Origin of the sequence: Sporosarcina aquimarina, from assembly GCF_019748715.1 — a bacterium.
GTDB classification, from domain to species: domain Bacteria; phylum Bacillota; class Bacilli; order Bacillales_A; family Planococcaceae; genus Sporosarcina; species Sporosarcina newyorkensis.
On the sequence record NZ_JACLBZ010000014.1, the window covers coordinates 25,051 to 48,895 of the forward strand.

At 42.9% G+C, this 23,845-nt stretch carries 23 protein-coding genes and 1 other annotated feature; of the genes, 17 read left to right on the plus strand and 6 right to left on the minus strand.

Annotation, left to right across the window (positions count from 1 at the left end):
• Positions 1-21: 21 nt before the first annotated feature.
• Positions 22-690 (minus strand): GntR family transcriptional regulator, encoded by a 669-nt coding sequence (locus tag H7J92_RS07695; protein ID WP_221836345.1) that lies wholly within the window; start codon positions 688-690, stop codon positions 22-24.
• 462 nt (positions 691-1,152) lie between these two features.
• Between H7J92_RS07695 and H7J92_RS07700 the strand changes: the two genes are divergently transcribed.
• The 5 genes from H7J92_RS07700 to H7J92_RS07720 all read left to right on the plus strand — a co-directional run bounded on the left by H7J92_RS07700 (position 1,153) and on the right by H7J92_RS07720 (position 6,847).
• On the plus strand, positions 1,153-1,470 hold the full coding sequence (locus H7J92_RS07700) for a DUF485 domain-containing protein (RefSeq protein ID WP_009497736.1): 318 nt from the start codon (positions 1,153-1,155) through the stop codon (positions 1,468-1,470).
• 19 nt (positions 1,471-1,489) lie between these two features.
• Positions 1,490-3,037 carry a solute symporter family protein gene (locus tag H7J92_RS07705; protein WP_176132496.1) on the plus strand — a complete coding sequence of 516 codons (1,548 nt, stop codon included), beginning with the start codon at positions 1,490-1,492 and terminating at the stop codon, positions 3,035-3,037.
• Positions 3,038-3,173: 136 nt separating this feature from the next.
• A complete protein-coding gene (locus H7J92_RS07710; RefSeq protein ID WP_221836346.1) occupies positions 3,174-5,102 on the plus strand; it encodes a DUF294 nucleotidyltransferase-like domain-containing protein in 1,929 nt (642 codons plus the stop codon).
• 70 nt (positions 5,103-5,172) lie between these two features.
• On the plus strand, positions 5,173-5,838 hold the full coding sequence (locus H7J92_RS07715) for a 3'-5' exonuclease (RefSeq protein ID WP_245799441.1): 666 nt from the start codon (positions 5,173-5,175) through the stop codon (positions 5,836-5,838).
• 283 nt (positions 5,839-6,121) lie between these two features.
• The gene (locus H7J92_RS07720; RefSeq protein ID WP_221836347.1) at positions 6,122-6,847 is read left to right on the plus strand and encodes an SDR family NAD(P)-dependent oxidoreductase; all 726 of its coding nucleotides are present in this window, start codon (positions 6,122-6,124) and stop codon (positions 6,845-6,847) included.
• Between the two features lie 57 nt (positions 6,848-6,904).
• On the opposite strand, the gene mnmM is transcribed toward H7J92_RS07720, so the two are convergent.
• Positions 6,905-7,498: a tRNA 5-(aminomethyl)-2-thiouridylate-methyltransferase MnmM gene (gene mnmM, locus H7J92_RS07725; protein WP_343228084.1), complete on the minus strand. Its 594-nt coding sequence runs from the start codon at positions 7,496-7,498 to the stop codon at positions 6,905-6,907.
• Positions 7,499-7,503: 5 nt separating this feature from the next.
• Positions 7,504-8,463 (minus strand): tRNA modification radical SAM protein MnmL/YtqA, encoded by a 960-nt coding sequence (gene mnmL, locus H7J92_RS07730; RefSeq protein ID WP_221836350.1) that lies wholly within the window; start codon positions 8,461-8,463, stop codon positions 7,504-7,506.
• Positions 8,464-8,599: 136 nt separating this feature from the next.
• Positions 8,600-8,817, plus strand: a binding site (T-box leader).
• Between the two features lie 45 nt (positions 8,818-8,862).
• On the opposite strand from mnmL, the gene leuS reads away from it, so the two are divergent.
• Positions 8,863-11,277 carry a leucine--tRNA ligase gene (gene leuS / locus H7J92_RS07735; RefSeq protein WP_078816939.1) on the plus strand — a complete coding sequence of 805 codons (2,415 nt, stop codon included), beginning with the start codon at positions 8,863-8,865 and terminating at the stop codon, positions 11,275-11,277.
• Positions 11,278-11,492: 215 nt separating this feature from the next.
• Here leuS and H7J92_RS07740 read toward each other — a convergent pair whose 3' ends face one another.
• On the minus strand, positions 11,493-12,746 hold the full coding sequence (locus H7J92_RS07740; RefSeq protein WP_009497723.1) for a BaiN/RdsA family NAD(P)/FAD-dependent oxidoreductase: 1,254 nt from the start codon (positions 12,744-12,746) through the stop codon (positions 11,493-11,495).
• A 127-nt stretch (positions 12,747-12,873) separates the two neighbouring features.
• On the opposite strand from H7J92_RS07740, the gene H7J92_RS07745 reads away from it, so the two are divergent.
• On the plus strand, positions 12,874-14,490 hold the full coding sequence (locus H7J92_RS07745) for a putative polysaccharide biosynthesis protein (RefSeq protein WP_221836352.1): 1,617 nt from the start codon (positions 12,874-12,876) through the stop codon (positions 14,488-14,490).
• 3 nt (positions 14,491-14,493) lie between these two features.
• Positions 14,494-15,225, plus strand: coding sequence for a pseudouridine synthase (locus H7J92_RS07750; RefSeq protein ID WP_221836356.1), 732 nt, complete (start codon positions 14,494-14,496; stop codon positions 15,223-15,225).
• Between the two features lie 56 nt (positions 15,226-15,281).
• On the opposite strand, the gene H7J92_RS07755 is transcribed toward H7J92_RS07750, so the two are convergent.
• Positions 15,282-15,503: a DeoR family transcriptional regulator gene (locus H7J92_RS07755; RefSeq protein WP_009497720.1), complete on the minus strand. Its 222-nt coding sequence runs from the start codon at positions 15,501-15,503 to the stop codon at positions 15,282-15,284.
• Between the two features lie 315 nt (positions 15,504-15,818).
• Here H7J92_RS07755 and dat point away from each other — a divergent pair, with 315 nt between their 5' ends.
• The 4 genes from dat (at position 15,819) to H7J92_RS07775 (ending at position 19,269) form a co-directional block, all read left to right on the plus strand.
• Positions 15,819-16,706, plus strand: coding sequence for a D-amino-acid transaminase (dat, locus tag H7J92_RS07760; protein WP_221836359.1), 888 nt, complete (start codon positions 15,819-15,821; stop codon positions 16,704-16,706).
• The gene (locus H7J92_RS07765) at positions 16,690-17,655 is read left to right on the plus strand and encodes an NERD domain-containing protein (protein ID WP_221836361.1); all 966 of its coding nucleotides are present in this window, start codon (positions 16,690-16,692) and stop codon (positions 17,653-17,655) included. The genes dat and H7J92_RS07765 overlap by 17 nt, the downstream gene beginning before the upstream one ends.
• A gap of 34 nt (positions 17,656-17,689) precedes the next feature.
• On the plus strand, positions 17,690-18,346 hold the full coding sequence (trmB, locus tag H7J92_RS07770) for a tRNA (guanosine(46)-N7)-methyltransferase TrmB (RefSeq protein WP_221836363.1): 657 nt from the start codon (positions 17,690-17,692) through the stop codon (positions 18,344-18,346).
• Between the two features lie 77 nt (positions 18,347-18,423).
• Entirely contained in the window at positions 18,424-19,269 is an 846-nt protein-coding gene (locus H7J92_RS07775; RefSeq protein WP_221836365.1) for a YtnP family quorum-quenching lactonase, read from the plus strand.
• 202 nt (positions 19,270-19,471) lie between these two features.
• Here H7J92_RS07775 and H7J92_RS07780 read toward each other — a convergent pair whose 3' ends face one another.
• The gene (locus H7J92_RS07780) at positions 19,472-19,786 is read right to left on the minus strand and encodes a PepSY domain-containing protein (RefSeq protein ID WP_009497715.1); all 315 of its coding nucleotides are present in this window, start codon (positions 19,784-19,786) and stop codon (positions 19,472-19,474) included.
• Positions 19,787-19,989: 203 nt separating this feature from the next.
• On the opposite strand from H7J92_RS07780, the gene H7J92_RS07785 reads away from it, so the two are divergent.
• From H7J92_RS07785 to ytpR, 5 genes are all read left to right on the plus strand, one after another.
• Positions 19,990-21,063, plus strand: a complete 1,074-nt coding sequence (locus H7J92_RS07785) for a M42 family metallopeptidase (protein WP_009497714.1) — start codon at positions 19,990-19,992, stop codon at positions 21,061-21,063.
• Between the two features lie 31 nt (positions 21,064-21,094).
• Complete coding sequence (locus H7J92_RS07790; RefSeq protein WP_009497713.1) at positions 21,095-21,616, plus strand: DUF84 family protein; 522 nt, start codon at positions 21,095-21,097, stop codon at positions 21,614-21,616.
• 77 nt (positions 21,617-21,693) lie between these two features.
• Positions 21,694-22,212, plus strand: a complete 519-nt coding sequence (locus H7J92_RS07795; RefSeq protein ID WP_078816930.1) for a hypothetical protein — start codon at positions 21,694-21,696, stop codon at positions 22,210-22,212.
• Positions 22,213-22,253: 41 nt separating this feature from the next.
• Positions 22,254-23,069: a DUF1444 domain-containing protein gene (locus H7J92_RS07800; RefSeq protein WP_078816927.1), complete on the plus strand. Its 816-nt coding sequence runs from the start codon at positions 22,254-22,256 to the stop codon at positions 23,067-23,069.
• Positions 23,066-23,671 carry a YtpR family tRNA-binding protein gene (gene ytpR / locus H7J92_RS07805; RefSeq protein ID WP_078816926.1) on the plus strand — a complete coding sequence of 202 codons (606 nt, stop codon included), beginning with the start codon at positions 23,066-23,068 and terminating at the stop codon, positions 23,669-23,671. The genes H7J92_RS07800 and ytpR overlap by 4 nt, the downstream gene beginning before the upstream one ends.
• The last annotated feature ends 174 nt before the right edge of the window (positions 23,672-23,845 follow it).

A 23,845-nucleotide genomic window follows, 5' to 3' on the forward strand; every position in this document is an offset into this window, starting at 1 on the left:
TTGATTGGAAATAGTATTACTTTATGAATTGACTCTCTTAACAGAATGAAACTCTTCGATTGCGCGTAGCCAATTTTCTCGCATAACTTTTGTTACTTGTTCTCCGTCTCGTGCACTCATCAGATCAATTATTTGTTCGTGTTCCGTAATTGATTGGGAAGTTAATATGATGGAGTTATGGAAAAATAGTCTTCGTACATGGGCCTGTAAGGAGACGAGCATTGAAGAAATATATGGGTTTTCAGCCGTATCCACAATGATTTGATGGAATTTTTCATCGATTTTCAATGCCTGAAAATAATCTTCCTTTTCTACTGCCCGTGCAAAACGTTTATTCGTATCCCGCAGTTTCTTAATGATATTGTCAGTGAGATTCGGTATCGAAAGTTCAGCTGATAAAGCTTGTAAAGCAGCGAGCGGAGGCAATAAGTCTGAGATGGTCTCGCGATCTACCTCGGTTACTTGCGTCGCTTTTCCAGGAAACATTTGTACGAATCCCTGAACCTCTAAGAGTTGCAGTGATTCACGGATCGGCGTGCGGCTGACACCGAGTGCTTCTGCAAGTTCAACATCATTCAGTTTTTCACCGGGCTGGAGAGTTCCATCGATAATCCACTTTTGTAATTGACTAAATGCGTTTTCCTTTGCTGTCTTACGGATAGGTTGTTCATGATTAGTTGGTATAGGCAATTTCTTACACCATCTTTCTCTTTTTTCAGTCTATTTTGACGGATCGCAATCTAAATGGAGATGATATACAATATACTACATCTTTTAGCTGTTATTTAACAGAGAAAACTTGTTAAGGTTGAATAAAATCGAAAAAAGGGCACGTTTATTTAGAAAACTTAAAAAATAGCGAGTGATAAAAAATGTTCTTGTAACTTTCACTTGCATTTGATAGATTAATGAGTATATTAACTTGCTTATCTCAGTAGATTTAATTTTACAAATCTTCGAAAAAAGGTATTGCAAATTAAGTAAATGTTTGGTATTGTTTACATGTGTACTATAACAAATAACCTGTTTATTCCGCTGTGACATATTAACTAGACAGGCTAATGATGAAAGCGGTTTCAGAGGAACGGAGGAGATTGGTTAAATCGCTTCACTTTGCTAGATAAAATAGAAAAATAGAAAGGGGATTAACAAATGAGTAATCAATCGAAAACTACATTAGACTATGAGCGACTTGTCCAAACTGAAGACTTTAAAGGTTTGGTGAGAAGGAAAAAGAACTTTGCAACTCCTTATGTCGTAGCCTTCTTTGCAGCGACCTTCCTTCTTCCACTCTTAACTGGTTATACTACGATCCTAGAAACAAGAGCAATAGGCTATATGACATGGACATGGGTGTATGCGTTTTCTATGTTTTTCATGGTATGGATATTCACATCTATTTATATGACAAAAGCGAAACACTTTGACGTTGAAGTAGATAAGATAATAGAGAAAAACGTCTTAAAATAAGGGGGTTCTGTTGATGAAAATGGATTTTATTTCTGCACTAATATTCTTCTCAGTCATTGCACTGACACTTTTTATTACATGGTGGGCGGCAAAGCAAACGACCACAGCGAGTGACTTTTACACAGCCGGCGGATCATTGACTGGTTGGCAAAATGGTATGGCAATTGCCGGTGACTACTTATCAGCAGCCTCTTTCCTTGGTATCGCGGGTGCGATTTCACTTAACGGCTTCGATGGCTTCTACTATAGTATTGGTTGGCTGACAGCCTACCTAGTTGTACTATTTCTAATCGCAGAACCACTACGAAACTTAGGTAAGTTTACAATGGCCGATATGATCGGTGCTCGCTTCGGTGCTAAAAAAGTTCGTGGAGCGGCTGCATTAAATACAATTACAATTGTTATGTTTTACATGCTTGCACAATTAGTTGGTGCTGGAGCTCTTATTAAATTACTCTTTGGTATCCCATATGCGGGATCAGTTCTACTTGTTGGAACGATGATGTTGATTTACGTTTTATTCGGCGGAATGACTGCAACAAGCTGGGTACAGATTGTTAAAGCGATGCTACTAATGGCAGGTACAATTATTATCTCGTTCCTTGTACTTATGAAGTTCAACTTCAACTTCATTGGTATGTTTGATGCAATGAGAAATGCAACGCCACATGGGGAAGCATTCCTTCACTCAGGGGTTGTCTATAAGGATACAATTGGTCTAATATCTGTATTAATGGCCCTTGTTTTAGGTACAGCGGGTCTTCCGCATATCCTTATGCGTTTCTTTACAGTTAAAGATGCGAAAACAGCGCGTTCTTCTGTTATTTATTCAGTTTGGATTATTGGTCTTTTCTATATACTTACAATTTTCCTTGGCTTCGGAGCTGCCAAGTTCGTTGGGGCAGATGCGATCATCGCGGAAAATGCCGCCGGAAATATGGCAGCGCCTATGCTCGCCGGAGTTCTTGGTGGTAATGCCCTTGAATCCTTTGTTGCAGCAGTTGCATTTGCAACAATTCTAGCGGTAGTTGCAGGTCTCGTTCTTTCAGGTGCATCTGCAATCGCTCATGATCTGTATGGTCAAATTTTCAAAAATGGTAAAGTGACAGAGAAAGAGCAAGTTAACGCTGCGCGTTGGGCTTCCATCGCGATCGGTGTGTTCTCTATCATTCTTGCACTAGGCGCTGAAAAACTGAACGTTGCGTTCCTAGTATCACTGGCTTTCTGTATTGCAGCCTCTGCTAACGTGCCGACAATTCTTTTGACAATCTATTGGAAGCGTTTTAATACAACGGGTGCTGTCGTATCCATGTTATCAGGGCTTATCGTGGCGCTGGTACTTGTGGCAATGAGTCCGAGTGTATGGAACCCTGTTGAGGGAGCTGCATTGTTTACAGGAGAGCCAATCTTCCCGTATCCACTTCCTACAATTTTCTCTGTTCCAGCAGGTTTCATTGGTGCGTGGCTAGGTACAGTTCTAAGTGCAAAGCGTCACGAAGAGCTCGAAACTTCGTACGCCGAAGTACGCTTCAAAGCAGAAACTGGCTACAGAGAGCTTGATAATTAATTATTTGTAAGATAGTTTTAAGAAATGCTTCCCCTTCTACTAGTTACTCAGAAGGGGAGGCTATTTTTATGTACTGTCAGGGAACCCCGAATAATAAATTGTTCATGAACCGTTAATTTGTGAAGGAGGTTTTGGAGTGCTGCAGACGATAAAAGATCGTGCGTTATATGAAAAAATTCATCAGAGCCCATTATTTGAAAACACAACAGAAGAAGAATTCGACAAGTTATTGCTAGAGTGTAAACTAAAAATATATGAAAATGCCGAGAAAGAGAACTACTTTAAAACACCACAAGAAGGACTATTGATCATTTTGCAAGGAACTGCAGAAGTTCATATTGAAGGACAAGACGGAAGCTCTGTCCTGTTGGAAGTGATTCAAGAAGACGAGATAATCGGTTTTTCTAATTTTGCTTACTACTTAGGTGAAATGGATCGGCCGCTGGATAAACATCACATTGATATGGAAGTGGCGGAAAATGCAATCTGTCTTCAGATTCCGTATGAAGTAATAAAGCAGCGAATGGATGATCAGAACGTACGCGATTTCGTTCTGCGTAAGATGTCTTTGCGTCTAGCCAACGTATATACCTCCCTAGGAGAGCAGGTTCGTTTAGCTGATGAGTATGGTGAAAGTGAGCCTTATGTGCGCCGTGTACAGGACTTCATGAGCAGTCCTGTCATTACGATTGATGCTGATGCAAGAACGAAGGAAATAGCGGAGCTGATGATTAATAACTCCATCAGCTCAATTATTGTGGTAGATCAAATAGGCAAACTTATCGGCATCGTTACTGAAAAAGATCTAGTGGAACGTGTAATAGCGGGTGGAGGCTCTCCGATGGATCTAGCAGCCAAAGATATTATGACGAAGAAACCTCACACTGTTCGTTTGACAGATTATTATTATGAGGCATTGACAAAGTTCTACAAACACGGAATCAAGCATTTGCCGGTTGTGAAAGCTGGAAAGCCTGTAGGAATCGTTACGTTTGCTACGTTAATCATGAAACGTGACCGTAATTCCATGAATATTTTGCGTACGATTGAAGAATCTTCATTTGAAAATTTGCCAATCGTGAAAGCGGCGATTTATGATGTTCTTTCGAATTTGATTCACGATGAAATTTCTACCATTCATACTTTAGAAATCATCACGAAATTCTATGATCGTTTAGCTAAACATTGTGTAATGCTAGCTGTTAAATCACTGGAAGACCAGGGGAAAGGTTCACCGCCAGTGCCGTTTGCTTGGTATCAAATGGGGAGCGGGGCACGGGGAGAACAGTTCATGCTCACCGATCAGGATCATTTTTTAGTATATGAAGATGTTTCTTCAACTGAAGCACAGCGAGTCGAAAGTTATTTTGAAATTCTAGGGAATGAGATTGTCGTTCATTTGGAACAAGCCGGGTATACTAGATGTAAAGGGTTTATGATGGCGAGCGAGACTCAATGGCGCGGTACGATGAATGATTGGAGAGAGCGTCTGCGAAAATGGGCTTTGCAGTCGACGCCTGAACAAATTTTATTGGGTTATAACTTTCTATCATTCCGTTTCCTATATGGAGAGTCATCGGTGAATGACCGTTTTGTTCTAATGGTGAAAGAACAATTGAGGAAGTCTTCCACGTTCATCTATTACATGGCTCAGCAGGAGAGAGAAAAACCGATTCCTCAGCTCCATCAGAATTTCCTGACGATTTTTAAAGGGCGCAGCAAGGCAGATATTATTGATATTAAAAAGCATGCGTTGTTTCCTCTGCATCATTGTTTGCAGATTTTAGGTGTCAACAACGGTATCATTAACGCGACGCCTTTAGAAATTATTTCAGCTTTGCATAAAAAGAAAAAAATCACAAAAGATTTTGCAGAAGAAGTGCGCCATGCTTATGAAATTTCATTGAGCATTCGTATTTCGATGTCATGGGAAAAACATTTACGAAATGAGAAAATCTCCACAGAAATTGATTTGCGAAAGTTACGCCGTTGGGAACTGAATGAATTACGAACCACCTTAGATACTGTAAGAGCTCTTCAATCGCACTTATTATCAAAATTATAAGATGATTTAGATGAAGATCCCTGTACTAAACACGTGCGTAATGTACTATATAGGGAGGGGAGGCAAGATCATGTTCTGGAAAAAGAAAAAATTAACCTATGAGCTACAGCAATCTCTTCACTTAAACACGCCTTTACAAGATATGAGCTTTACAGTATTCGACACCGAAACAACTGGCTTTGCGATAGGAGCAGACGACAGGATGATAGAAATCGGCGCGGTTCAAGTGGAGGGGTTTCATGTGACGGATCGAGTATTTCAAACATTCGTCAATCCTTCAAGAGAGATTCCGACTGCAATCAAAAAATTAACCAATATACAGCAAGCACAAGTGGATGAAGCTCCTTTGCCTTTACCGGCCATTGAAAAATATTTCACATTCATCGAAAAGAATAAAAGTGGTGGCTGGGTAGGTCACCATGTTAGTTTTGATGAAATGGTCATAAAAAAAGAATTAAGCAGACAGAAATGTACCTTTGAAACGCCTACTTCGTTCGATACGATGCATCTCATCCGCTTTTTAGATCCAGCAAGCGAGCAGCAAGATTTGGAAGATTATGCGCGGATTTTTGGTACGGAAATTTTTGAACGGCATCGCGCACTAGGCGATGCCTTAACGACAGCGCATGTGTTCACTGAATTGCTAAAGAAACTCGACCGTCAAGGAATTAAGACACTTGCTGATTTATTGCGCATTAAAAATGGTGGAGCGCATAAGTTTGTATCACATACTTAATCCCTATCGAATAGCCCGCATTCAAGTGAACCTTGGATGACGGGCTGTTTTTGCCAGTCAGTTCATTGTGCTATAGTGAACATACAATTAGTTAGTTGAATTAATTAAGGGGCGTGACAGAATGAATAAACGTCAGCTGATTTTACTGATCCTCATCATCGCAGCTGTTTTACTCTATTGTTGGATTCTGTTTTTTGAACTGCCCGATAAAACTTTATAAGGGCAAATTGAAGAGTATCGCACATTGATCTGCAGAGAAACAATTTGGAAAGAGGTAGAAAAAATGGAAATTATCATTATTACGGGTGCATCAAAAGGAATTGGACAAGAACTGTATAAACAATTTACTGAATCCGGTGCAATGGTTTACGGTCTAGCACGCACGAATCCAGACCGCTTGCAACGTATGGAGGAAGTGGATATTACGGATTTTGGGAAAACGTCAAACATAGTGAAAACAATCATCCATCGCCATATGGACGAGGCTAAATCTTTCACCTTAATCAATAACGCGGGTGTGATCGATCCGATTGATATGGTTGGTTCATTGGATTCGGAAGAAATTGAGAAAGCAGTGAAAGTAAATCTGACTGCTCCTATTCATTTGATCAATACATTTATCGCCACTTTAGTAGATTTTTCGGGAGAGAAAAAGGTCTTGAATATTTCATCCGGCGCTGGTCGCAATGCTTATGAAGGGTGGAGCATTTATTGCACAACGAAAGCGGGGCTTGATCACTTCTCGCGAGTCGTTGCATTAGAACAACAGCAGTCAGAGAACCCAGTAGGTATTGTATCGATCGCGCCTGGAATTATTGATACGGGCATGCAAGAGACCATCCGATCTTCTTCAGAAGAACAATTTCCTCATTTAGAGAAATTCATTGCGTATAAAGAACAAGGACAACTAAGTTCTGCGGCAGAGACTGCGAGTAAATTATTGAAGTTTATTAACAAAACGAATTTCATTGAAACAGAAACAATTGCAGATATTCGTCACTTCAACTAATTAGAAAAGAAACCCCACGGCAACTTGAAGAATCCAAGCTGCAGCGGGGTTTCAACTTCATTCTATAGCTACATTGCGAACCTCTTTAAAATCCTTCATTTTTTCCAGCGCAATCAAAAAAGGTGGGTTTCTGCGTTGATTCAGCAATTCGTAGCGGATGGCATGGACATCTCCTTGATGCAGCGTCTTGACATATTCGAGCAGCGCATCGCGTTCTTCGCTGCCACCTTCATGTCCGTCATACACGGTAATCGTGATGATGCCCGTTTTTTTTAGTAAGCCAAGCAAAGCATCCATCGCTGCAATGGTTGAAGAAGGCTTTGTAATGATGCTTTGGTCTTCACTATAAGGCAGATAGCCTAAATTAAACATGGCACCGCCGATTTCGCCGCTTACATACTGGCGGACGTTCGCGTGACTATCGAGAACTAAAGAAGTCCGGCCTGCTAAATCGCCAAGATGTTGACGCGTCGTATCCAGTGCCTGCTGTTGGATATCAAACGCAAATACCTTTCCGGAGTCTCCGACAAGCTCAGCCAGAAACAGTGTATCGTTTCCGTTGCCTGCTGTTGCGTCGACCACCATTTCGCCCGGTTGCACGCGTTCTGAAATGAGCCGCTTTGCTACAGGCAGGACACGATGCAAAATAATGTCCGTCACTTCAAGTTCACCTCTTGCACATACTTTTTCCCTTGCCAGCTGTTCCGTCTTTCCAATTCCGCGTCAATGCCATTCAGCACTTCCCATTTGGTTACGCTCCACATCGGTCCAATCAATAAATCAATCGGTCCGTCTCCAGTAATCCGATGTACAATCATCTCAGGAGGCATGATTTCCAGCTGATCTGCGACAAGGTTTATATACGCTTCTTTTGTCAGGAATTCCAATTTGCCTTTTTCATATTGTTTGACCATAGGAGTACCTTTCAACAAATGAAGCAAATGAATTTTAATTCCCTGAACGTCAAGCTTTGCAACTGCCTGCGCAGTTTCCATCATCATTTCTTCCGTTTCACCCGGCAAGCCGTTAATAATATGGCTGCAAATGCGGATGCCATGTTTCCGAAGTTTATCGACACCTTCTTTATAGCACTCGAAATCATGCGCTCGATTGACTAGTTTTGCAGTGGATTCATGAACCGTCTGTAAACCGAGTTCGAGCCATAAATAGGTACGCTGATTGAGTTCCGCCAAATATTCAACTACGTCATCGGGGAGGCAATCCGGACGAGTTGCGATGGAAAGCGCAACGACTCCTTCTTGTGCGAGGGCAGCTTCAAATTTCTCTTTCAATACAGGAAGGGGAGCGTGGGTGTTCGTATACGCTTGGAAATACGCCATATATTTTGCGTCTTTCCATTTTCTTTGCGAGCGTTCCTTGATTTCTTTAAATTGCACTTCGATTGGATCGACGCGGTCTCCGGCGAAATCACCAGAACCTGCAACGCTGCAAAATGTACAGCCTCCATGCGCGACAGTTCCATCGCGGTTCGGACAGTCAAACCCCGCATCCAGTGCTACTTTCGCAATTTTACATCCAAATGTATCTTTTAAATGTCGAGACCATGTATGATACCGTTTCCCTTCACTCGGGAACGGAAAAGTTGGTTGGTTCATCGTATCCAGCTCCTTTACAACAGACATTGTACCACGTAGCAAGCGAATAAATCATACAACAATCTGTATGTATACGACAAAAAGCAACAGGGAAGGCTTGTATTCAATCAGGGTTTCGGGTAAACTGAAGAAAATAATGTTGGCTTTGATCAGGAATAGTAGTTCTACCGCTTATTTTAAGAGAGCAGACGGCAGGTGCAAGTCTGTAGTAACGTAGATCGAACTCGCCTAGGAGTCTGTATTAGTGAAGAGATGTAACTGATACCGTGATCCGCGTTAAGGAATCAAGTTGGACGGAGAAATCCGTTAATTTGGGTGGTACCGCGGGAAGCTATATAGGCTCTCGTCCCTGTGCAAAGGGACGAGAGCCTTTTCTATTTGAATTGGAGGAATTTTCAGATGAGTTATAATCACGTGCAAATCGAAGAAAAATGGCAGAAGTATTGGGATGACAACAAGACGTATAAAATGATCAATGATCCATCCAAGCCGAAATTTTACGCATTGGATATGTTTCCGTATCCGTCCGGCGCGGGGTTGCATGTCGGGCATCCGCTAGGCTATATTGCGACAGATATTTTGAGCGCATTTAAACGTAAGCAAGGCTACAATGTGTTACACCCAATGGGCTGGGATGCGTTCGGTTTGCCTGCGGAGCAATATGCGATCGATACAGGAAATGACCCTGCGGAATTCACTGCGAAAAATATTGCGACATTCAAGCGTCAAATGCAAGAACTTGGATTTTCTTATGACTGGGACCGTGAAATCAATACAACGGACCCGAGCTATTACAAATGGACACAATGGATTTTCATTCAGCTGTATAAGCGAGGCCTTGCGTATATCGATGAAGTTCCGGTCAACTGGTGTCCTGCATTAGGAACTGTGCTTGCAAATGAAGAAGTCATCGATGGACTGTCCGAACGAGGAAATCACCCGGTTGAACGCCGTCCGATGCGCCAGTGGGTTTTGCGTATTACTGAATATGCGGATCGTCTTCTTGAAGATTTAGATGACCTTGATTGGCCTGAAAGCCTGAAAGATATGCAGCGCAACTGGATCGGTCGTTCAGAAGGTGCACAGTTAACATTCCAAATTGCCGACACGGAACATTCATTTGATGCGTTCACAACACGTCCGGATACGATTTTTGGTGCAACGTATGCAGTTTTGGCACCTGAGCATAAATTAGTACAAGAGATTACGACGGATGCGCAGCGTGAGGCAGTGGAACAGTACATCGACAATGTGAAATCAAAGAGTGATCTGGAGCGTACGGATTTAGCGAAAGATAAAACAGGCGTCTTCACAGGTGCGTATGCGATTAATCCGGCAAGTGGCGAGAAAATGCCAATCTGGATTGCGGATTACGTTTTGGCGACGTACGGAACAGGTGCAATCATGGCGGTTCCAGCGCACGACGAGCGGGATTACGAATTCGCAAAAACATTTGATTTACCGATTGTCGAAGTTGTAGCAGGCGGGAATATTGACGAAGAAGCCTATGCAGGTGAAGGTGAGCATGTCAATTCTGATTTCTTGAATGGTTTAGGAAAAGAAGAAGCGATTGCAAAGTCGATTGAATGGTTCGAAGAACAAGGAACTGGCGAACGCAAAATTACGTATCGTCTGCGTGACTGGTTGTTCTCTCGTCAACGCTACTGGGGCGAGCCGATCCCTGTCATTCATTGGGAAGACGGCACGATGACGACAGTGGATGAGTCGGAATTGCCATTGATGCTTCCGGTTACACAGAATATCAAGCCGAGCGGCACTGGCGAGTCGCCACTAGCGAATATTGAAGAATGGGTCAATGTGGTAGATCCAAAAACAGGTATGAAAGGTCGTCGTGAAACGAATACGATGCCGCAATGGGCAGGTAGCTGCTGGTACTACTTGCGTTATATCGATCCGAACAATGATGAAATGATTATTGATCCGGAATTAGCAGAGCGCTGGCTGCCGGTGGATATTTACGTAGGAGGAGCAGAGCACGCGGTTCTGCATTTATTGTACGCGCGTTTCTGGCATAAAGTGCTGTATGATATCGGCGTGGTTCAGACGAAAGAGCCGTTCCAAAAACTCTTCAACCAAGGGATGATACTAGGGGAAGGTCATGTGAAAATGTCCAAGTCTTTAGGTAACGTCATCAACCCGGATGATATCGTTCATTCTCACGGTGCAGATACGCTGCGTCTTTATGAAATGTTCATGGGACCTCTTGATGCTTCGAAGGAATGGTCGACAAACGGTTTGGACGGATCCCGTCGTTTCCTAGACCGAATTTGGCGCTTACTGGTCAATGAAGATGATACGTTGACGGATAAGCTTACGGAAGAAACAGGCGGACCGCTTGAGAAAGTATACAATCAGACAGTCAAGAAAGTAACCGAAGATTTCGAAGGCATGCGCAATAATACGGCGATTTCTCAGATGATGGTCTTCATCAATGAGTGCTATAAAGCGGATAAATTACCGAAAGCGTATATCGAAGGATTCGTTTTATTGATTTCACCGATTACGCCGCATTTGGCAGAAGAGCTATGGGTGAAACTCGGTCATACGGAGACAGTAGCTTATGCACAATGGCCGACGTATGATGAAACGAAATTGTCTGATGACACGGTAGAAGTAGCGGTACAGATCAACGGTAAAATCCGTGCGAAAATCAATGTGTCGAAGGATAGTACGAAAGAAGAGCTAGAGCAAGTTGCACTAGCGAACGAAGATGTAAAACAGTGGATGGAAGGTAAGGAATTGAAAAAAATTATTGCGATTCCTGGACGTCTAGTAAATATAGTCGCTGGTTAATAAAATGTTTAAAAGCCGGTCAGAGAATATTTTTCTCTGACCGGCTTATTTTGATTGAAAAGATGGTCGCGATCATAAATTGTGGGCAAGCGCTCATACTTTTGGGAAAGTCGCTCATACTGCATCGATACATGATCATACCTCTTCGATTCACGCTCATAAAAGTTTTTTACCGCTCATAAACCTTCACTCCGCGCTCATACAACACAATGTTTTCACAGCATCCCTGCATTTATACCAGCTAATCTGCCTGTAACAAGCGCAGCGGTAATATTATATCCGCCCGTGTAACCGTGTATATCAAGAATCTCTCCGCAGAAAAAGAGACCGGACTTTTTTCGTGAAGCCATCGTCTTTGGTTCGATTTCTTTCACAGACACACCGCCGCCTGTGACGAATGCTTTCTCGATAGGTTGTGTCCCGGTAACGTGAACAGGAAATGTCTTGAGCAAATGAGCGAGCTTGCGAATAGCTTCCTTGGGAATATCTGCGCCGATTTCAGTTTCAGCGATCTCAGCTTTTTGTAGTAAAAATAAAAGCCAGCGCTCAGGTACAAGCCCTTTTAAAGAAGTCTTCACTTGCTTTTTAGACTCATCCTTCAAAACCTTTGTAATGGATTGCATGAGCTGTTCCTCATGCTGATCGGGTATAGAGTCGATTTGTAGCAACACCGGTTGTTTGCCGTTTTTCATTTGTTCCTTGACGACAAATTGGCTACAGCGCAATATCGCAGGCCCGCTCAATCCGAAATGGGTGAAAAGCATGTCCATTTGATGCGAAACAAGCGTTTTACCTTTTTTATTCAGCACCGACACATTGACATCACGCAGCGCGAGACCTTGCAATTCCTTTGAGACGATGAATGGTTCTTTTGACAATAAAGGAACTTCTGTCGGGTAAAGTTCTGTTACAGTATGTCCGGCGCGTTCAGCCCAAGGATAGCCGTCTCCTGTACTGCCTGTTTGGGGAACTGCTTTGCCACCGACTGCTACGACGACTGCGTTGGCCTGCAGTTCTTCGCCGTCATCCAATCGGACACCAAGAATCTTTTCGTCATTCATCAGCAATTTCTGAACACGGCATTCTAAACGCACTTCCACTTCAAATTTATCCATTTGATTCAATAAGGCATTGACGACATCTTTCGCTTTATTGGAAACAGGGAACATACGACCGTGATCTTCTTCTTTCAAAGGCACACCTAAACCTTCGAAATACTGGATGATGTCTTGGTTATTAAAGACGGAGAATGGTCCGTAGAGAAATTTTCCGTTACCCGGGATGTGCTTGATTATTTCTTCTTGAGATAGGCGGTTAGTGACGTTGCAGCGGCCACCTCCAGAAATGGCCAGTTTATTACCGAGCTTACGCCCCTTTTCAAGCAACAATACACGTTTGTTTTGTTCGGCCGCTGCAATAGAAGCCATTAAGCCAGAAGGGCCGCCGCCGATCACAATTACATCATACATAGTAGAACCACGCTTTCATTCGTTTTGAATTCATTATACACCATGTCGCTTGCAGTTAAAGATTGTACAAACACGTGCCGAGGGGTAAACTATATAAGTATCTCTTGAGAAATGGAAGGAATCAATCATGGCATCGAATTTAATTAAAGGCACAGCCATTTTAACGATTGGCTTATTTTTGTCAAAGGCACTTGGGCTGCTTTATGTTATCCCATTTTATGCAATAGTCGGTGAAAAAAGTGTCGGTCTCTATCAATATGCATACATACCTTATAACCTAGCACTTGCGGTGGCAGTTTCGGGGGCACCGCTTGCAATCTCGAAGTTCGTTTCGAAATATAACGCGCTCGGGGATTATGCGACAGGGCGAAAGTTGATGAAGTCAGGCATGCTCGTCATGTCTTTGACAGGTTTACTGTCGTTTCTCGCTTTGTTCGCCTTAGCGAATCCTATCGCTGGCCTCGTGATAAGAGATGATGAACAAATTTTCACGGTGCAAGATATCGCCTCAGTCATCCGCTGGGTCAGCTTTGCATTGCTTGCCGTTCCGTTACTCAGTATTGGGCGCGGATTTTTGCAAGGCTATCAAAAGTTCGAACCAACTTCTGTATCTCAATTAATTGAACAGATCGTCCGGATTGTTGTTGTTCTTGCAGGTGCTTTTATTGTTGTGAACGTACTGGGATTATCTCCTAGGATAGCTGTCCAATTTGCGGTCTTTGCCGCGTTTATTGGTGCGCTTGCGGGTTTGTGGAGTTTGTATCATTACTGGAAAAAGTATCGTGATGAATTCAATTATTTATTGACTAACAGTCCTCCGGCGAGTTCTGTATCACTCCGTCAAATCTATACAGAAGTATTCGCTTACGTTTTGCCGTTTGTTCTTGTCGGCACCATTAATCCGATTTATCAATTTGTCGATATGGTTACGTTCAATGATGCAATGAAATCGATTGGGCTGGCAAGCGTGTCAGATTTGTATTTGACGAAGCTGAACTTCTTGACGCATAAAGTTGTGATGATTCCTGTCATGGTGGCGACTGGGTTTTCGATGGCGCTCATTTCCATTATCACGAGCTATTACACAAAGAATGATCAGCAAGGAGTAAGCCGGTCATTGGACCAAACCTATCAAATCATGTTATTTCTAACGATCCCGATGGTTATCGGGCTGATCGTTTTGAACAATGAAGTTTATCAGTTTTTATATGAACAGGACGCAGCAGGTGCAGGTGTACTGGCGTCTTACGCTCCAGTCGCCATCCTGTTTGCAATGTTCACGGTAACAGCGGCAATTTTACAAGGTATCGATCATCATAAATGGATTGTCTTTACGTCTTTACTTGGTTTACTTGTGAAAATGATCATCAATATACCGCTAATTAAATTGTTCGAAACAAATGGTGCGATTCTCGCTACTGCAATTGGTTATTCAGTAGCGGTTGGCATCAATTTACTGGTCATTAAGAAGGCGTTGAATTATAAGTCGCAGATGGTCATCAGACGATTGGTTCTTATCTTAATCTTTAATGCGATCATGTTTGCCGGCGTATGGTTGACTACTAAAGGGCTGAACGCATTGCATGTGCCGGTAGGTCGCTGGCAGGCATTGCTTTATGTACTTATCGGAACAGGGGTCGGTATGGCGATTTACGGGTTCCTGTCATTCAAGTCAGGACTTGCACAACGATTATTCGGTGAACGGCTGACGCGGATTGCGCAGCGCATTGGATTTGGAGGGTGACGAATGAGGCTTGATAAATTATTATCGAATACGGGGTATGGTTCTCGGAAAGAAGTACGTCAGTTATTGAAAAAAGGAATGATTCGCGTGAACGGGGCGGTGATGAAAAATCCTGCCCAGCATGTGGATCCCGACAAAGATGCGGTTTCATTACTTGGCGAGGAAGTTGTTTACAAGGAATTCATTTATCTTATGTTGAATAAACCGCCTGGTGTTCTATCTGCAACGGAAGATTCCCGTGATCGCACTGTAGTGGATTTACTAGGAGCTGAAGAACGGCATTTTCAGCCGTTTCCTGTCGGTCGATTGGATAAAGACACAGAAGGTTTGTTATTGCTGACCAATGACGGACAGTTGGCACATAGTTTATTGGCACCAAAAAAAGAAGTGCCGAAGACGTATTTTGCCAAAGTATCGGGATGTGTCACAGAAGAGGATGTAAATGAATTTTCTAAAGGTGTCGTGCTCGATGATGGGTATGAAACAAAGCCGGGATTTTTGAATATACTTCATTCCGGCGAAATTTCCGAAATTGAACTTACGATTACGGAAGGGAAGTTTCATCAAGTAAAGCGGATGTTTGAGTCGGTAGGAAAAAAAGTAGTTTATCTCAAACGGCTGACGATGGGTCCCTTAAAGTTAGACGGCAATTTGCAGTTAGGGGAATACCGGGAGCTGACAGACGTGGAGCTGCAGGAATTGCTGAAATTGGATAGTTCCAAGCGAAAAGGCTGATGCAAGAATGCGTCAGCCTTTTCCGCTGTATAGACAACTGTATATAGGATGCTGAATCAGGAAGTTAATTTCACTTTCTTGGACGTCGTCGTCCATTCGCCGCGGACTGAGTTCTTGATCAATTCGTTGTACTCCAAAACGTTAAGGTCCCGCTGAGCCGTACGTGAGGAAATATTGAATTCCTCCGCCACATCTTCAGTCGTTACTGTACCGTTATCCCGAATGAACAAATAGACATCTTTGATACGAATTAACATGCGATCGGTAGCTGGGTTCATCGAAGAAACCACTCCTTCATCTTCATATTTTCACACCAACATAGCAAACGAAGACTGTTGGGTATTCTCTGAAATTACCTGTCCTGATCCGCTCCTTTTGAGTAGTTATGCCAGAATAGTATGTGAAATGTTCTGACAATATGATTATAACTTATTTTTTCATAAATCGCACATATTTTTGCTTCACTCTTTAACAAACTCCAATAAGATAGTTTCCCTTTATTTTATTCACTAAACGTGGGAAAATAGAGTCAGAGGAAACGGCAGCCTATCATGGTTGTTTTTAGGTTCTATAATAGAAGAGGTGACGGACGTATGATCTACTTTAAAGATGGAGAATACCTGCAGGAAGAACAGATGAATCTATCAATGAATGATCGTGGCTATGTTTTTGGCGACGGCGTTTACGAAGTGATAAAAGTGTATGATGGCGTACTGTATACAGCAGAGGAACATATGGAGCGACTGCTTGAAAGTGCTGCCAAAATTCGTTTGACCTTACCGTACACTTTGGAACAGCTGGTTGGAATTGCAGAACGGTTGTTGCAAGAAAATGAGTTATCGGTAGGTCATATTTATTTGCAAGTGACACGCGGGATAGCTCCACGCGTCCATCAATTTCCAGATCATAGCGTGTCTCCTGTCTTAACAGGCTATACAGTTGAGAATCCACGACCGCTTGAACAGTTGGACAAGGGGGCTGCCATGAAGTCAGTGGAAGACATGCGCTGGCTTCGTTGTGATATTAAGAGCTTGAATTTACTCGGTAATGTTTTGGCTAAGCAAGAAGCGGTGGAACAAGGTTGTCAGGAAGCATTGTTTGTGCGCGACGGAGTTGTCCGGGAAGGTTCAGCTTCTAATGTATTCGGCATTAAAGACGGTATCCTACATACGCACCCGGCCAATAACTTTATCCTGAATGGCATTACTCGTCGCGTTGTTCTTCAGTTAGCGTCCGAACTTTCAATACCTGTCCAAGAGAAGGAATTTACATTAGCTGAAGCGTTGGCAATGGACGAATTTTTCTTTACATCTACGAACGCAGAAATCACACCGGTCGTGACCATTGATCGTCAGCCAATCGGCGAAGGTATACCAGGCCCGCTCACTCGACAGTTGCAGAAATTATTCGATGAGCAGATACCTGCATTAGTAGCTGCTGGACATGCTTCGGAAAGGGATTCAAATGGCTCAACTAGTTAAGCTAGTCGACTATGTTTCGCGCTATGAGAATGATTTGACACGCTATCCGACACAATTCATCCGTCTAAAGCGTTATCAATGGAAACGGATTAAAAACCAATGGGAACATGGTTTTAATCTTTTTGAAGAACAGGCCGCTACGATTGAAGAGGATCCACGAGAAGATGCGAAATGGTATTCTCTTCTCTTCAAGAAATGGCGGAAGCGGCGAGATGAGGAATTTGAAGAGGAAGAACCGAACGTTGGGAAAGAAGAAGGTACGGAAACGGATTTGGCATTCCAGGCCGCTATCTCCGACCGGCCTTCTACTATTGAACAACTGAAAAAATCGTATACGAATCAATTATTTCAGTTCCAATTAAAATGGGCGAGTTCCACACTGTATGATCGTTCACGAGTAGATCCGAGGTTTTTCTCCGATCCCTTATTGAAAGAGTTGACGCAGCGCTTACCTGATAGTTTTTTGCTGTTCTATTATCCGATCGTCAAAGTGAATAAAGCTCCAATTGAACTGGATATTTTATTGCTGACACCAACTGCCTGCTATTGCATCACGGCACTGGAAGATGAGCGGATGGCTGCTTATATCAGCAGCGGTGATCGATTCTGGCTGAAGAAGTTCGGTGAGAATGAAGTAAAAGTGTTGAATCCAACCATTGCACTGAATCGGATGGAGAAAGTTGTTTCATCATTTTTCACGGCTGCGAATTTGGAGTTGCCTATCAAGAAATTAATCCTCACGAGAAATGGCTATATCGATTATCCTGGAAACCCGAATGAAATCACGTCAATAGATAAAAAAACATACGATGAGTGGCTGGAGCGACTCAGTAACAACCCAAGTCCGATGAAGCATACACAATTCAAGGCGGCACAAGCGATTTTGGAACATGCACAAACGACTGCAATGAGCCGGTTATTTGATCCGGAAGAGCCAGGCGAAGAATAAAAGAATTTAAAGAAAAAGTGAGAGTGTACTGATTATGCGTTTACGAAACAAACCATGGGCGAAAGATTTTATGGCAGAGCATCCTGAGATGTTGATCATGGATTCTGAAGGCAAGAAAAGTCATTGGGCGGAGGAGTTCGGAAACCCGCAGCCGATCCATATTGAAGTAGGGACAGGAAAAGGTCAATTTATCATTGGCATGGCGCTTGCCAATCCTTCCATCAACTATATCGGCATCGAACATTTTGATAATGTCATCGTTTCGGCATTGGAGAAAGCAATCGAGGCAGGCAAACCGTCCAATCTGCGTTTATTACGTGCCAATGGTGAAGATTTAGAAAATATTTTTGCGGATGCTGAAATCGATCGAGTGTATTTAAATTTTTCCGATCCATGGCCGAAAACACGCCATGAGAAGCGTCGGCTGACTCATGCGAAGTTTTTACAAAAATATGAAGGTATTCTGAAGCCGGGTGGAGAAATTCACTTTAAGACAGATAATCGTTCGCTCTTCGAATACTCTTTAGTGTCCATGACAGATTACGGCATGAAATTACTGTCTGTTTCCTTAGATTTACACGCGAACATGCCGGAAGACAATATATTAACGGAGTACGAAGAAAAGTTCTCAAGCAAAGGACAACCGATCTATCGCTTGGAAGCCGAGTATCCAATCAGAAAGAAAATATAGGCTATTCCGCGAGGTCTCCTCGCGGAAATCCATGATGGCGGGCGGGATGTTAATTCGGAAGGTAGGGAGGAATTATTATGGATCAATTAACTTTTCATGACATGAAACTAACATGGTTAGACGGTGGAGTGAACTATTTGGATGGAGGTGCGATGTTCGGTGTCGTACCGAAAGCGTTGTGGTCAAGACGCTACGAACCCGATGAAAACAACTTAATCGAATTGCGGACGGATCCGATCTTAATACAGTACCAAGGCAAGAATTTATTGATTGATTCAGGGATCGGCAAGGGGAAACTGGATGAAAAGAAGAAAAGAAACTTGGGTGTCCGTGCTGAAACTAGAGTAGAAGAAAGTTTAGAAGAGCTCGGCTTGACACCAGAAGATATCGACATCGTGCTGATGACGCATTTACACAACGACCATGCGGCAGGCCTGACACAATGGAAAGGCGACCGACTCGTCTCTGTGTTTTCGAATGCTACAATCTACACATCTAAAGTGGAATGGGACGAAATGAGAGAGCCGAATATTCGTTCACGCAACACGTATTGGCCGGAGAACTGGGAGCCGATCCAAGATCAAGTGGAGACATTTGAAGATGAGCTGGAAGTATTGCCAGGTATTAAAATGATCCATACAGGCGGTCATAGTGACGGCCATAGTGTGATCAAGTTGGAACAGCAAGGCGAAACACTTATTCACATGGCGGATATCATGCCGACACATGCGCATTCTAATCCACTGTGGGTACTTGCTTATGATGACTACCCGATGGACTCCATTTTCGCAAAAGAGCGCCTCATGAAGGAAGCGCTTCCAAATAACTATGGATTTATTTTCTATCACGATGCTGTGTTCCGTATGGCAAAGTTCAGCGAGGATGGAAAGCAAATCGTAGAGAGCGTTCCGCGTACTCGATAAAATGAAAAAATGAAGCTGTCCTGAAAGTAGAAATCACTTTCGGTGACAGCTTTTTCTCGTGTGGTCAAGCGAGAAAAGAATTGGAACTCACTAAAGTCTCGCTGCACCTAACATACAATATCGACATAAAACAAGAAATGAAAAAGGACACGTAAGATGAGTTACTCAGTCTCCGTGTCCTTACCTGTTATTTGTATATAGATTATTGGCGAACTAATTCCACGACAGTACCTGTCTTCGCATCCGCAGCAAATTCATATTGTTCCAGTCTTCCGTCTTTCATACGAGAAACTCCTCCACGGTAGACCTCCATAGAAATTACGTGATTTGTATAAGGTTCTGGTTTCATTACGATCCAAGAACCGTCAATTGGACCTTCCTCTTTAAAAGCTTCTTTCACTTTTTTAAGAACGTTGTCAGCAGGTACTTCTTCATTTAATTTGTTGAATGCTTCATTTACTACTACTCCTGCAGCAACACCAGTTAAAATGCCAGCTAAAAATTCTTTTACTCTCATGGCCAATTGCAGCCTCCTTCGCAAATCTTTTCTTATAGTGTACCATAGATTAAAAGAGCATGGCGATTCAAATGTCTTTCCTTTTTATCCATTCAGCATATTTTTAATCATCTAATTAAAGAAAATGAGGAACCTAAATAGTTTTCATCTGTTTGCCATCTCGATATAATGCAGGTAGATCGTAAAAAAAGTGAGGGATTTGCATGAAAAAAGAAACTTTGGATTTATTTCGCACATTGACAGAACTTCCCGGCGCTCCAGGAAATGAACATCGTGTCCGGGCTTTTATGCGTGAACAACTTAAAACAAATTCAGACGAGATCATTCAAGACGGTCTGGGCGGCGTGTTTGGTGTCCGAAACGGTAAAGAGGGGCAGCCGAAAATCATGGTAGCCGGACATATGGATGAAGTCGGCTTCATGGTGACAGGCATCACGGACAACGGAATGCTTCGTTTTCAGCCATTAGGCGGCTGGTGGAATCAAGTGCTGCTTGCGCAACGAGTGCAAATTATTACGACCAAAGATACTGTAACAGGTGTCATTGGTTCAATCCCTCCACATTTATTGAGTGATGAAGCACGAGCAAAACCAATGGATATTAAAAATATGCTAATCGATGTCGGTGCAGATGATAAGGCAGATGCAGAAAGTTTTGGAATCCGTCCTGGACAGCAGATTTTGCCGATTTGTCCGTTCACACCAATGGCAAATCCGAAAAAAATTATGGCGAAAGCCTGGGATAATCGATACGGCTGCGGGCTAGCGGTGGAATTGCTGCAGGAAGTGAAAAACGACACGCTGCCGAATACTCTTTATTCCGGTGCAACTGTCATGGAAGAAGTTGGTTTGCGCGGTGCACAGACCGCTGCCCGCATGATCAATCCAGACTTGTTCTTTGCGTTGGATGCAAGTCCTGCGAATGATGCGAGTGGCAATAAAAACGAATTTGGCCAGTTGGGAAAGGGAACGTTGTTGCGTATTTTCGACCGTACGATGGTGACACATCGCGGAATGCGTGAATTCATTTTGGATATGGCGGAAACTCACAACGTGCCCTATCAATATTTTGTTTCCCAAGGCGGAACGGATGCCGGTCAAGTCCATTTATCCAATGAGGGCGTGCCAAGTGCCGTCATCGGAATTTGTTCTCGATACATTCACACGGCGGCTTCGATTATTCATACGGACGATTATGCGGCAGCAAAAGAATTGCTCGTTCATTTAGTGAAAGCTTGCGACAAAACGACTGTCGAAACGATTAAACAAAACAGTTAAGCGGATATTGAGAGAGGAAGGAGGGTGCTGAATGAAATTTATAACAGGTTCTGAAAATCAAGCGAAAATGCGTGCGGCGACGCGGATGATTGAACGCTACCTTGGCAACAGGGACATATCTTCAGCATCCGTCGCTTCTGGTGTGAGTCCACAGCCAATGAGTGACGAAGAAACGAGACAAGGTGCGATTAATCGAGCGGTCGCGGCGAGTGCGTTGCAAGAGGATACATATGGAATCGGATTGGAAGGCGGCGTCCGGATAATCGGAAGGACGATGTATTTATGCAATTGGGGCGCACTTGCCACACCGGATGGTCAGGTGTTTACAGCTGCAGGTGCGCAAATTCCGCTTCCGGAAGACTTGGCTGCCGAAATTAAGAACGGTAAGGAACTGGGAGATGCGGTCGATCACTATTTTAAGAAACAACAAATTCGCCTTTCAGAAGGAGCCATGGGAATGCTTACAGCCCAAACGGTTCCGAGGGATGTATTGTTCGAACACATCATGCAGCTGTTGATTGGCCAATTCCTATACAGCAAGGCTAGCAGTTGAATATTGCAATAGAGACGGCATGCGATTAGAATAGGACTGATAGAAAATTGTACGGAGTGGAGAAGGGGGGAACCTAGATGTTCCGAAATGGAAAGGTTGTCTTGCTGCTGCTTCTGGCCGTAGTCCTCGTAGGATGCAACCAGAAAGTCGAAGGACTGACTGATGAGGGCTTTGTCGCTGCAAGGGAAGCATTTGAGGCAAATGCTAAAAAAACCAATGAGGCGGCTGGTGACATCCATTTTTACAAGCCGACAACGATGGAAGTGGACAAGCAATCCACTTCTCAAACAATTGTCCTAACGAAACGAAATGATTCATTTTATTTAACTGTCAATCCAAACGAAAAGAAAAATAGCCGTGTCTATTATGATTTGCTGATGACAGATGAACCTGAAAACTTAGTAGGAGCGCAGACATTCGCAAAGGACGAGGTGTTTGGCTTTGTTGCGGTCATACAAAAAAGTGAGAAGTTAGTGGAATTGATTGCTAGTGTAGGTGGAGTGAAAGTGGAGACCGTAACAGATGAAAAGAATATCGACTCTCATTTGGGAAAAATGATGCAAATTGCGCGTTCTGTTCAGCAAGACGAGAAGTGATGAAATAGGACGAACGATTGTTGAGAAGGAGAGTGTCTGGAATGGAAGCTAAAGATTTAGTAGAAGAACTGAAAAATCGTTTACCTAAAGAGAAGTTTGATTGGCAGTTCGATCGTAAGGCTGACAAGCTGCGAATCGTCCATCATACACTTCATAGAGGGATGGATATTTCATTGCCGGAGATTTTGGCGAAGTATGAGTTAAAAAAAGAGCGAGCAATCGATGAAGTAGTCTACACAATCCAAGAAACGTTCCATGCGATGGAACAGGAGCATGAAAAAGGATTTGTTGGTGAAACAACTATTTATCCTGTTATTCGTTCGACATCGTTCCCGACTGAAAGTGCAGCGGGGCAACCGTTTCTGACGAAGGATCATACAGCGGAAACCCGTATTTTTTATGCGCTGGATTTAGGTACGACTTATCGTTTGATTGATGAAGGCATGCTTACTGAGATGGGAATGACGGCTAAGGAAGTACAGGAAGTTGCTATGTTCACAGTGAAGACATTGCCAACTGCCTGGAAACGTGATGAAGTATCCGATAATGTATTTTATTTCATTAATAATAATGATGGCTATGATGCGAGCCGAATATTGAATCAGCCGTTTTTGAAGGAAATGGAACAGAAGATTGAAGGTCATATGGTTGTGTCGGTACCGCATCAAGACGTGTTGATCATCGGAGATATCCGGAATGACACAGGCTATGATGTCATTGCACAAATGGCAATGCAATTTTTCACAACAGGCGCGGTGCCTGTTACATCGCTGTCGTTTATTTATGAAGATGGCAAACTAGAGCCTATTTTTATTATGGCAAAAAATCGATTGGCTAGAAGGGACAAGAAAAAATGAACTTATTTTATAATGCCGCAGGTGTAGGCGATGTTTTATTCGTCCAGTTGACAACTGAACGACCAACTGAAGTAGTATGCGAGCGTAAAAATGATGTAGCGATCCTCAAAGAAGCGAAAACTGGTGATATCATCGGATTCAATTTGTTTGACGTGTCGAGTTACTTCCCGCTTGCTGCAGACGGACAAGTGGAATTAACAGAAGAACTTGCTGAACAACTTCAAGAAGCGCTTAGGAAGAATGAAGTGGAATTTGAACTTGATGTCGACTTCAGTCCGAAATTCGTTGTAGGGTATGTGAAAGAAAAAGAGAAGCATCCAAACGCAGATAAATTGAATATTTGTCAAGTTGACGTGGGCGAAGATACATTGCAAATCGTTTGCGGCGCACCGAATGTTGAAGCTGGACAAAAAGTAGTCGTAGCGAAAGTCGGTGCAGTTATGCCTTCTGGGATGGTTATTCGTGATGCTGAACTACGTGGCGTAGCGTCATCTGGAATGATCTGCTCTGCTAAAGAACTTAACCTGAAGGATTCTCCTGAAGAAAAGGGAATTCTTGTGCTGGACGAGCAAAGAGAAGCTGGAGAAGCTTTCCAACTTTAAGGTTATTATAATTATCTAAGTCGATCAGCTTTTGTACGAGGCTAAGTCCAGCTCGCTGCAAAAGCTTTTTTTATGACTTCAGTCGTATAAGAGGTCCGAGAATCTTGTTGCATTTGGATAGGCTGACTCTTGCAATATTCTTTTTATTTTCAACATACATAGATCTGTTTGATT

Bases quoted from the DNA above. Each gene is read 5' to 3' on its own strand.
- H7J92_RS07700 (WP_009497736.1), top strand. From the start codon at position 1,153: ATGAGTAATCAATCGAAAACTACATTAGACTATGAGCGACTTGTCCAA.
- H7J92_RS07705 (WP_176132496.1), top strand. From the start codon at position 1,490: ATGGATTTTATTTCTGCACTAATATTCTTCTCAGTCATTGCACTGACA.
- H7J92_RS07715 (WP_245799441.1), top strand. From the start codon at position 5,173: ATGTTCTGGAAAAAGAAAAAATTAACCTATGAGCTACAGCAATCTCTT.
- H7J92_RS07720 (WP_221836347.1), top strand. From the start codon at position 6,122: ATGGAAATTATCATTATTACGGGTGCATCAAAAGGAATTGGACAAGAA.
- mnmL (WP_221836350.1), bottom strand. From the start codon at position 8,463: ATGAACCAACCAACTTTTCCGTTCCCGAGTGAAGGGAAACGGTATCAT.
- leuS (WP_078816939.1), top strand. From the start codon at position 8,863: ATGAGTTATAATCACGTGCAAATCGAAGAAAAATGGCAGAAGTATTGG.
- H7J92_RS07740 (WP_009497723.1), bottom strand. From the start codon at position 12,746: ATGTATGATGTAATTGTGATCGGCGGCGGCCCTTCTGGCTTAATGGCT.
- H7J92_RS07745 (WP_221836352.1), top strand. From the start codon at position 12,874: ATGGCATCGAATTTAATTAAAGGCACAGCCATTTTAACGATTGGCTTA.
- H7J92_RS07750 (WP_221836356.1), top strand. From the start codon at position 14,494: ATGAGGCTTGATAAATTATTATCGAATACGGGGTATGGTTCTCGGAAA.
- H7J92_RS07755 (WP_009497720.1), bottom strand. From the start codon at position 15,503: ATGAACCCAGCTACCGATCGCATGTTAATTCGTATCAAAGATGTCTAT.
- dat (WP_221836359.1), top strand. From the start codon at position 15,819: ATGATCTACTTTAAAGATGGAGAATACCTGCAGGAAGAACAGATGAAT.
- H7J92_RS07765 (WP_221836361.1), top strand. From the start codon at position 16,690: ATGGCTCAACTAGTTAAGCTAGTCGACTATGTTTCGCGCTATGAGAAT.
- trmB (WP_221836363.1), top strand. From the start codon at position 17,690: ATGCGTTTACGAAACAAACCATGGGCGAAAGATTTTATGGCAGAGCAT.
- H7J92_RS07775 (WP_221836365.1), top strand. From the start codon at position 18,424: ATGGATCAATTAACTTTTCATGACATGAAACTAACATGGTTAGACGGT.
- H7J92_RS07780 (WP_009497715.1), bottom strand. From the start codon at position 19,786: ATGAGAGTAAAAGAATTTTTAGCTGGCATTTTAACTGGTGTTGCTGCA.
- H7J92_RS07785 (WP_009497714.1), top strand. From the start codon at position 19,990: ATGAAAAAAGAAACTTTGGATTTATTTCGCACATTGACAGAACTTCCC.
- H7J92_RS07790 (WP_009497713.1), top strand. From the start codon at position 21,095: ATGAAATTTATAACAGGTTCTGAAAATCAAGCGAAAATGCGTGCGGCG.
- H7J92_RS07795 (WP_078816930.1), top strand. From the start codon at position 21,694: ATGTTCCGAAATGGAAAGGTTGTCTTGCTGCTGCTTCTGGCCGTAGTC.
- H7J92_RS07800 (WP_078816927.1), top strand. From the start codon at position 22,254: ATGGAAGCTAAAGATTTAGTAGAAGAACTGAAAAATCGTTTACCTAAA.
- ytpR (WP_078816926.1), top strand. From the start codon at position 23,066: ATGAACTTATTTTATAATGCCGCAGGTGTAGGCGATGTTTTATTCGTC.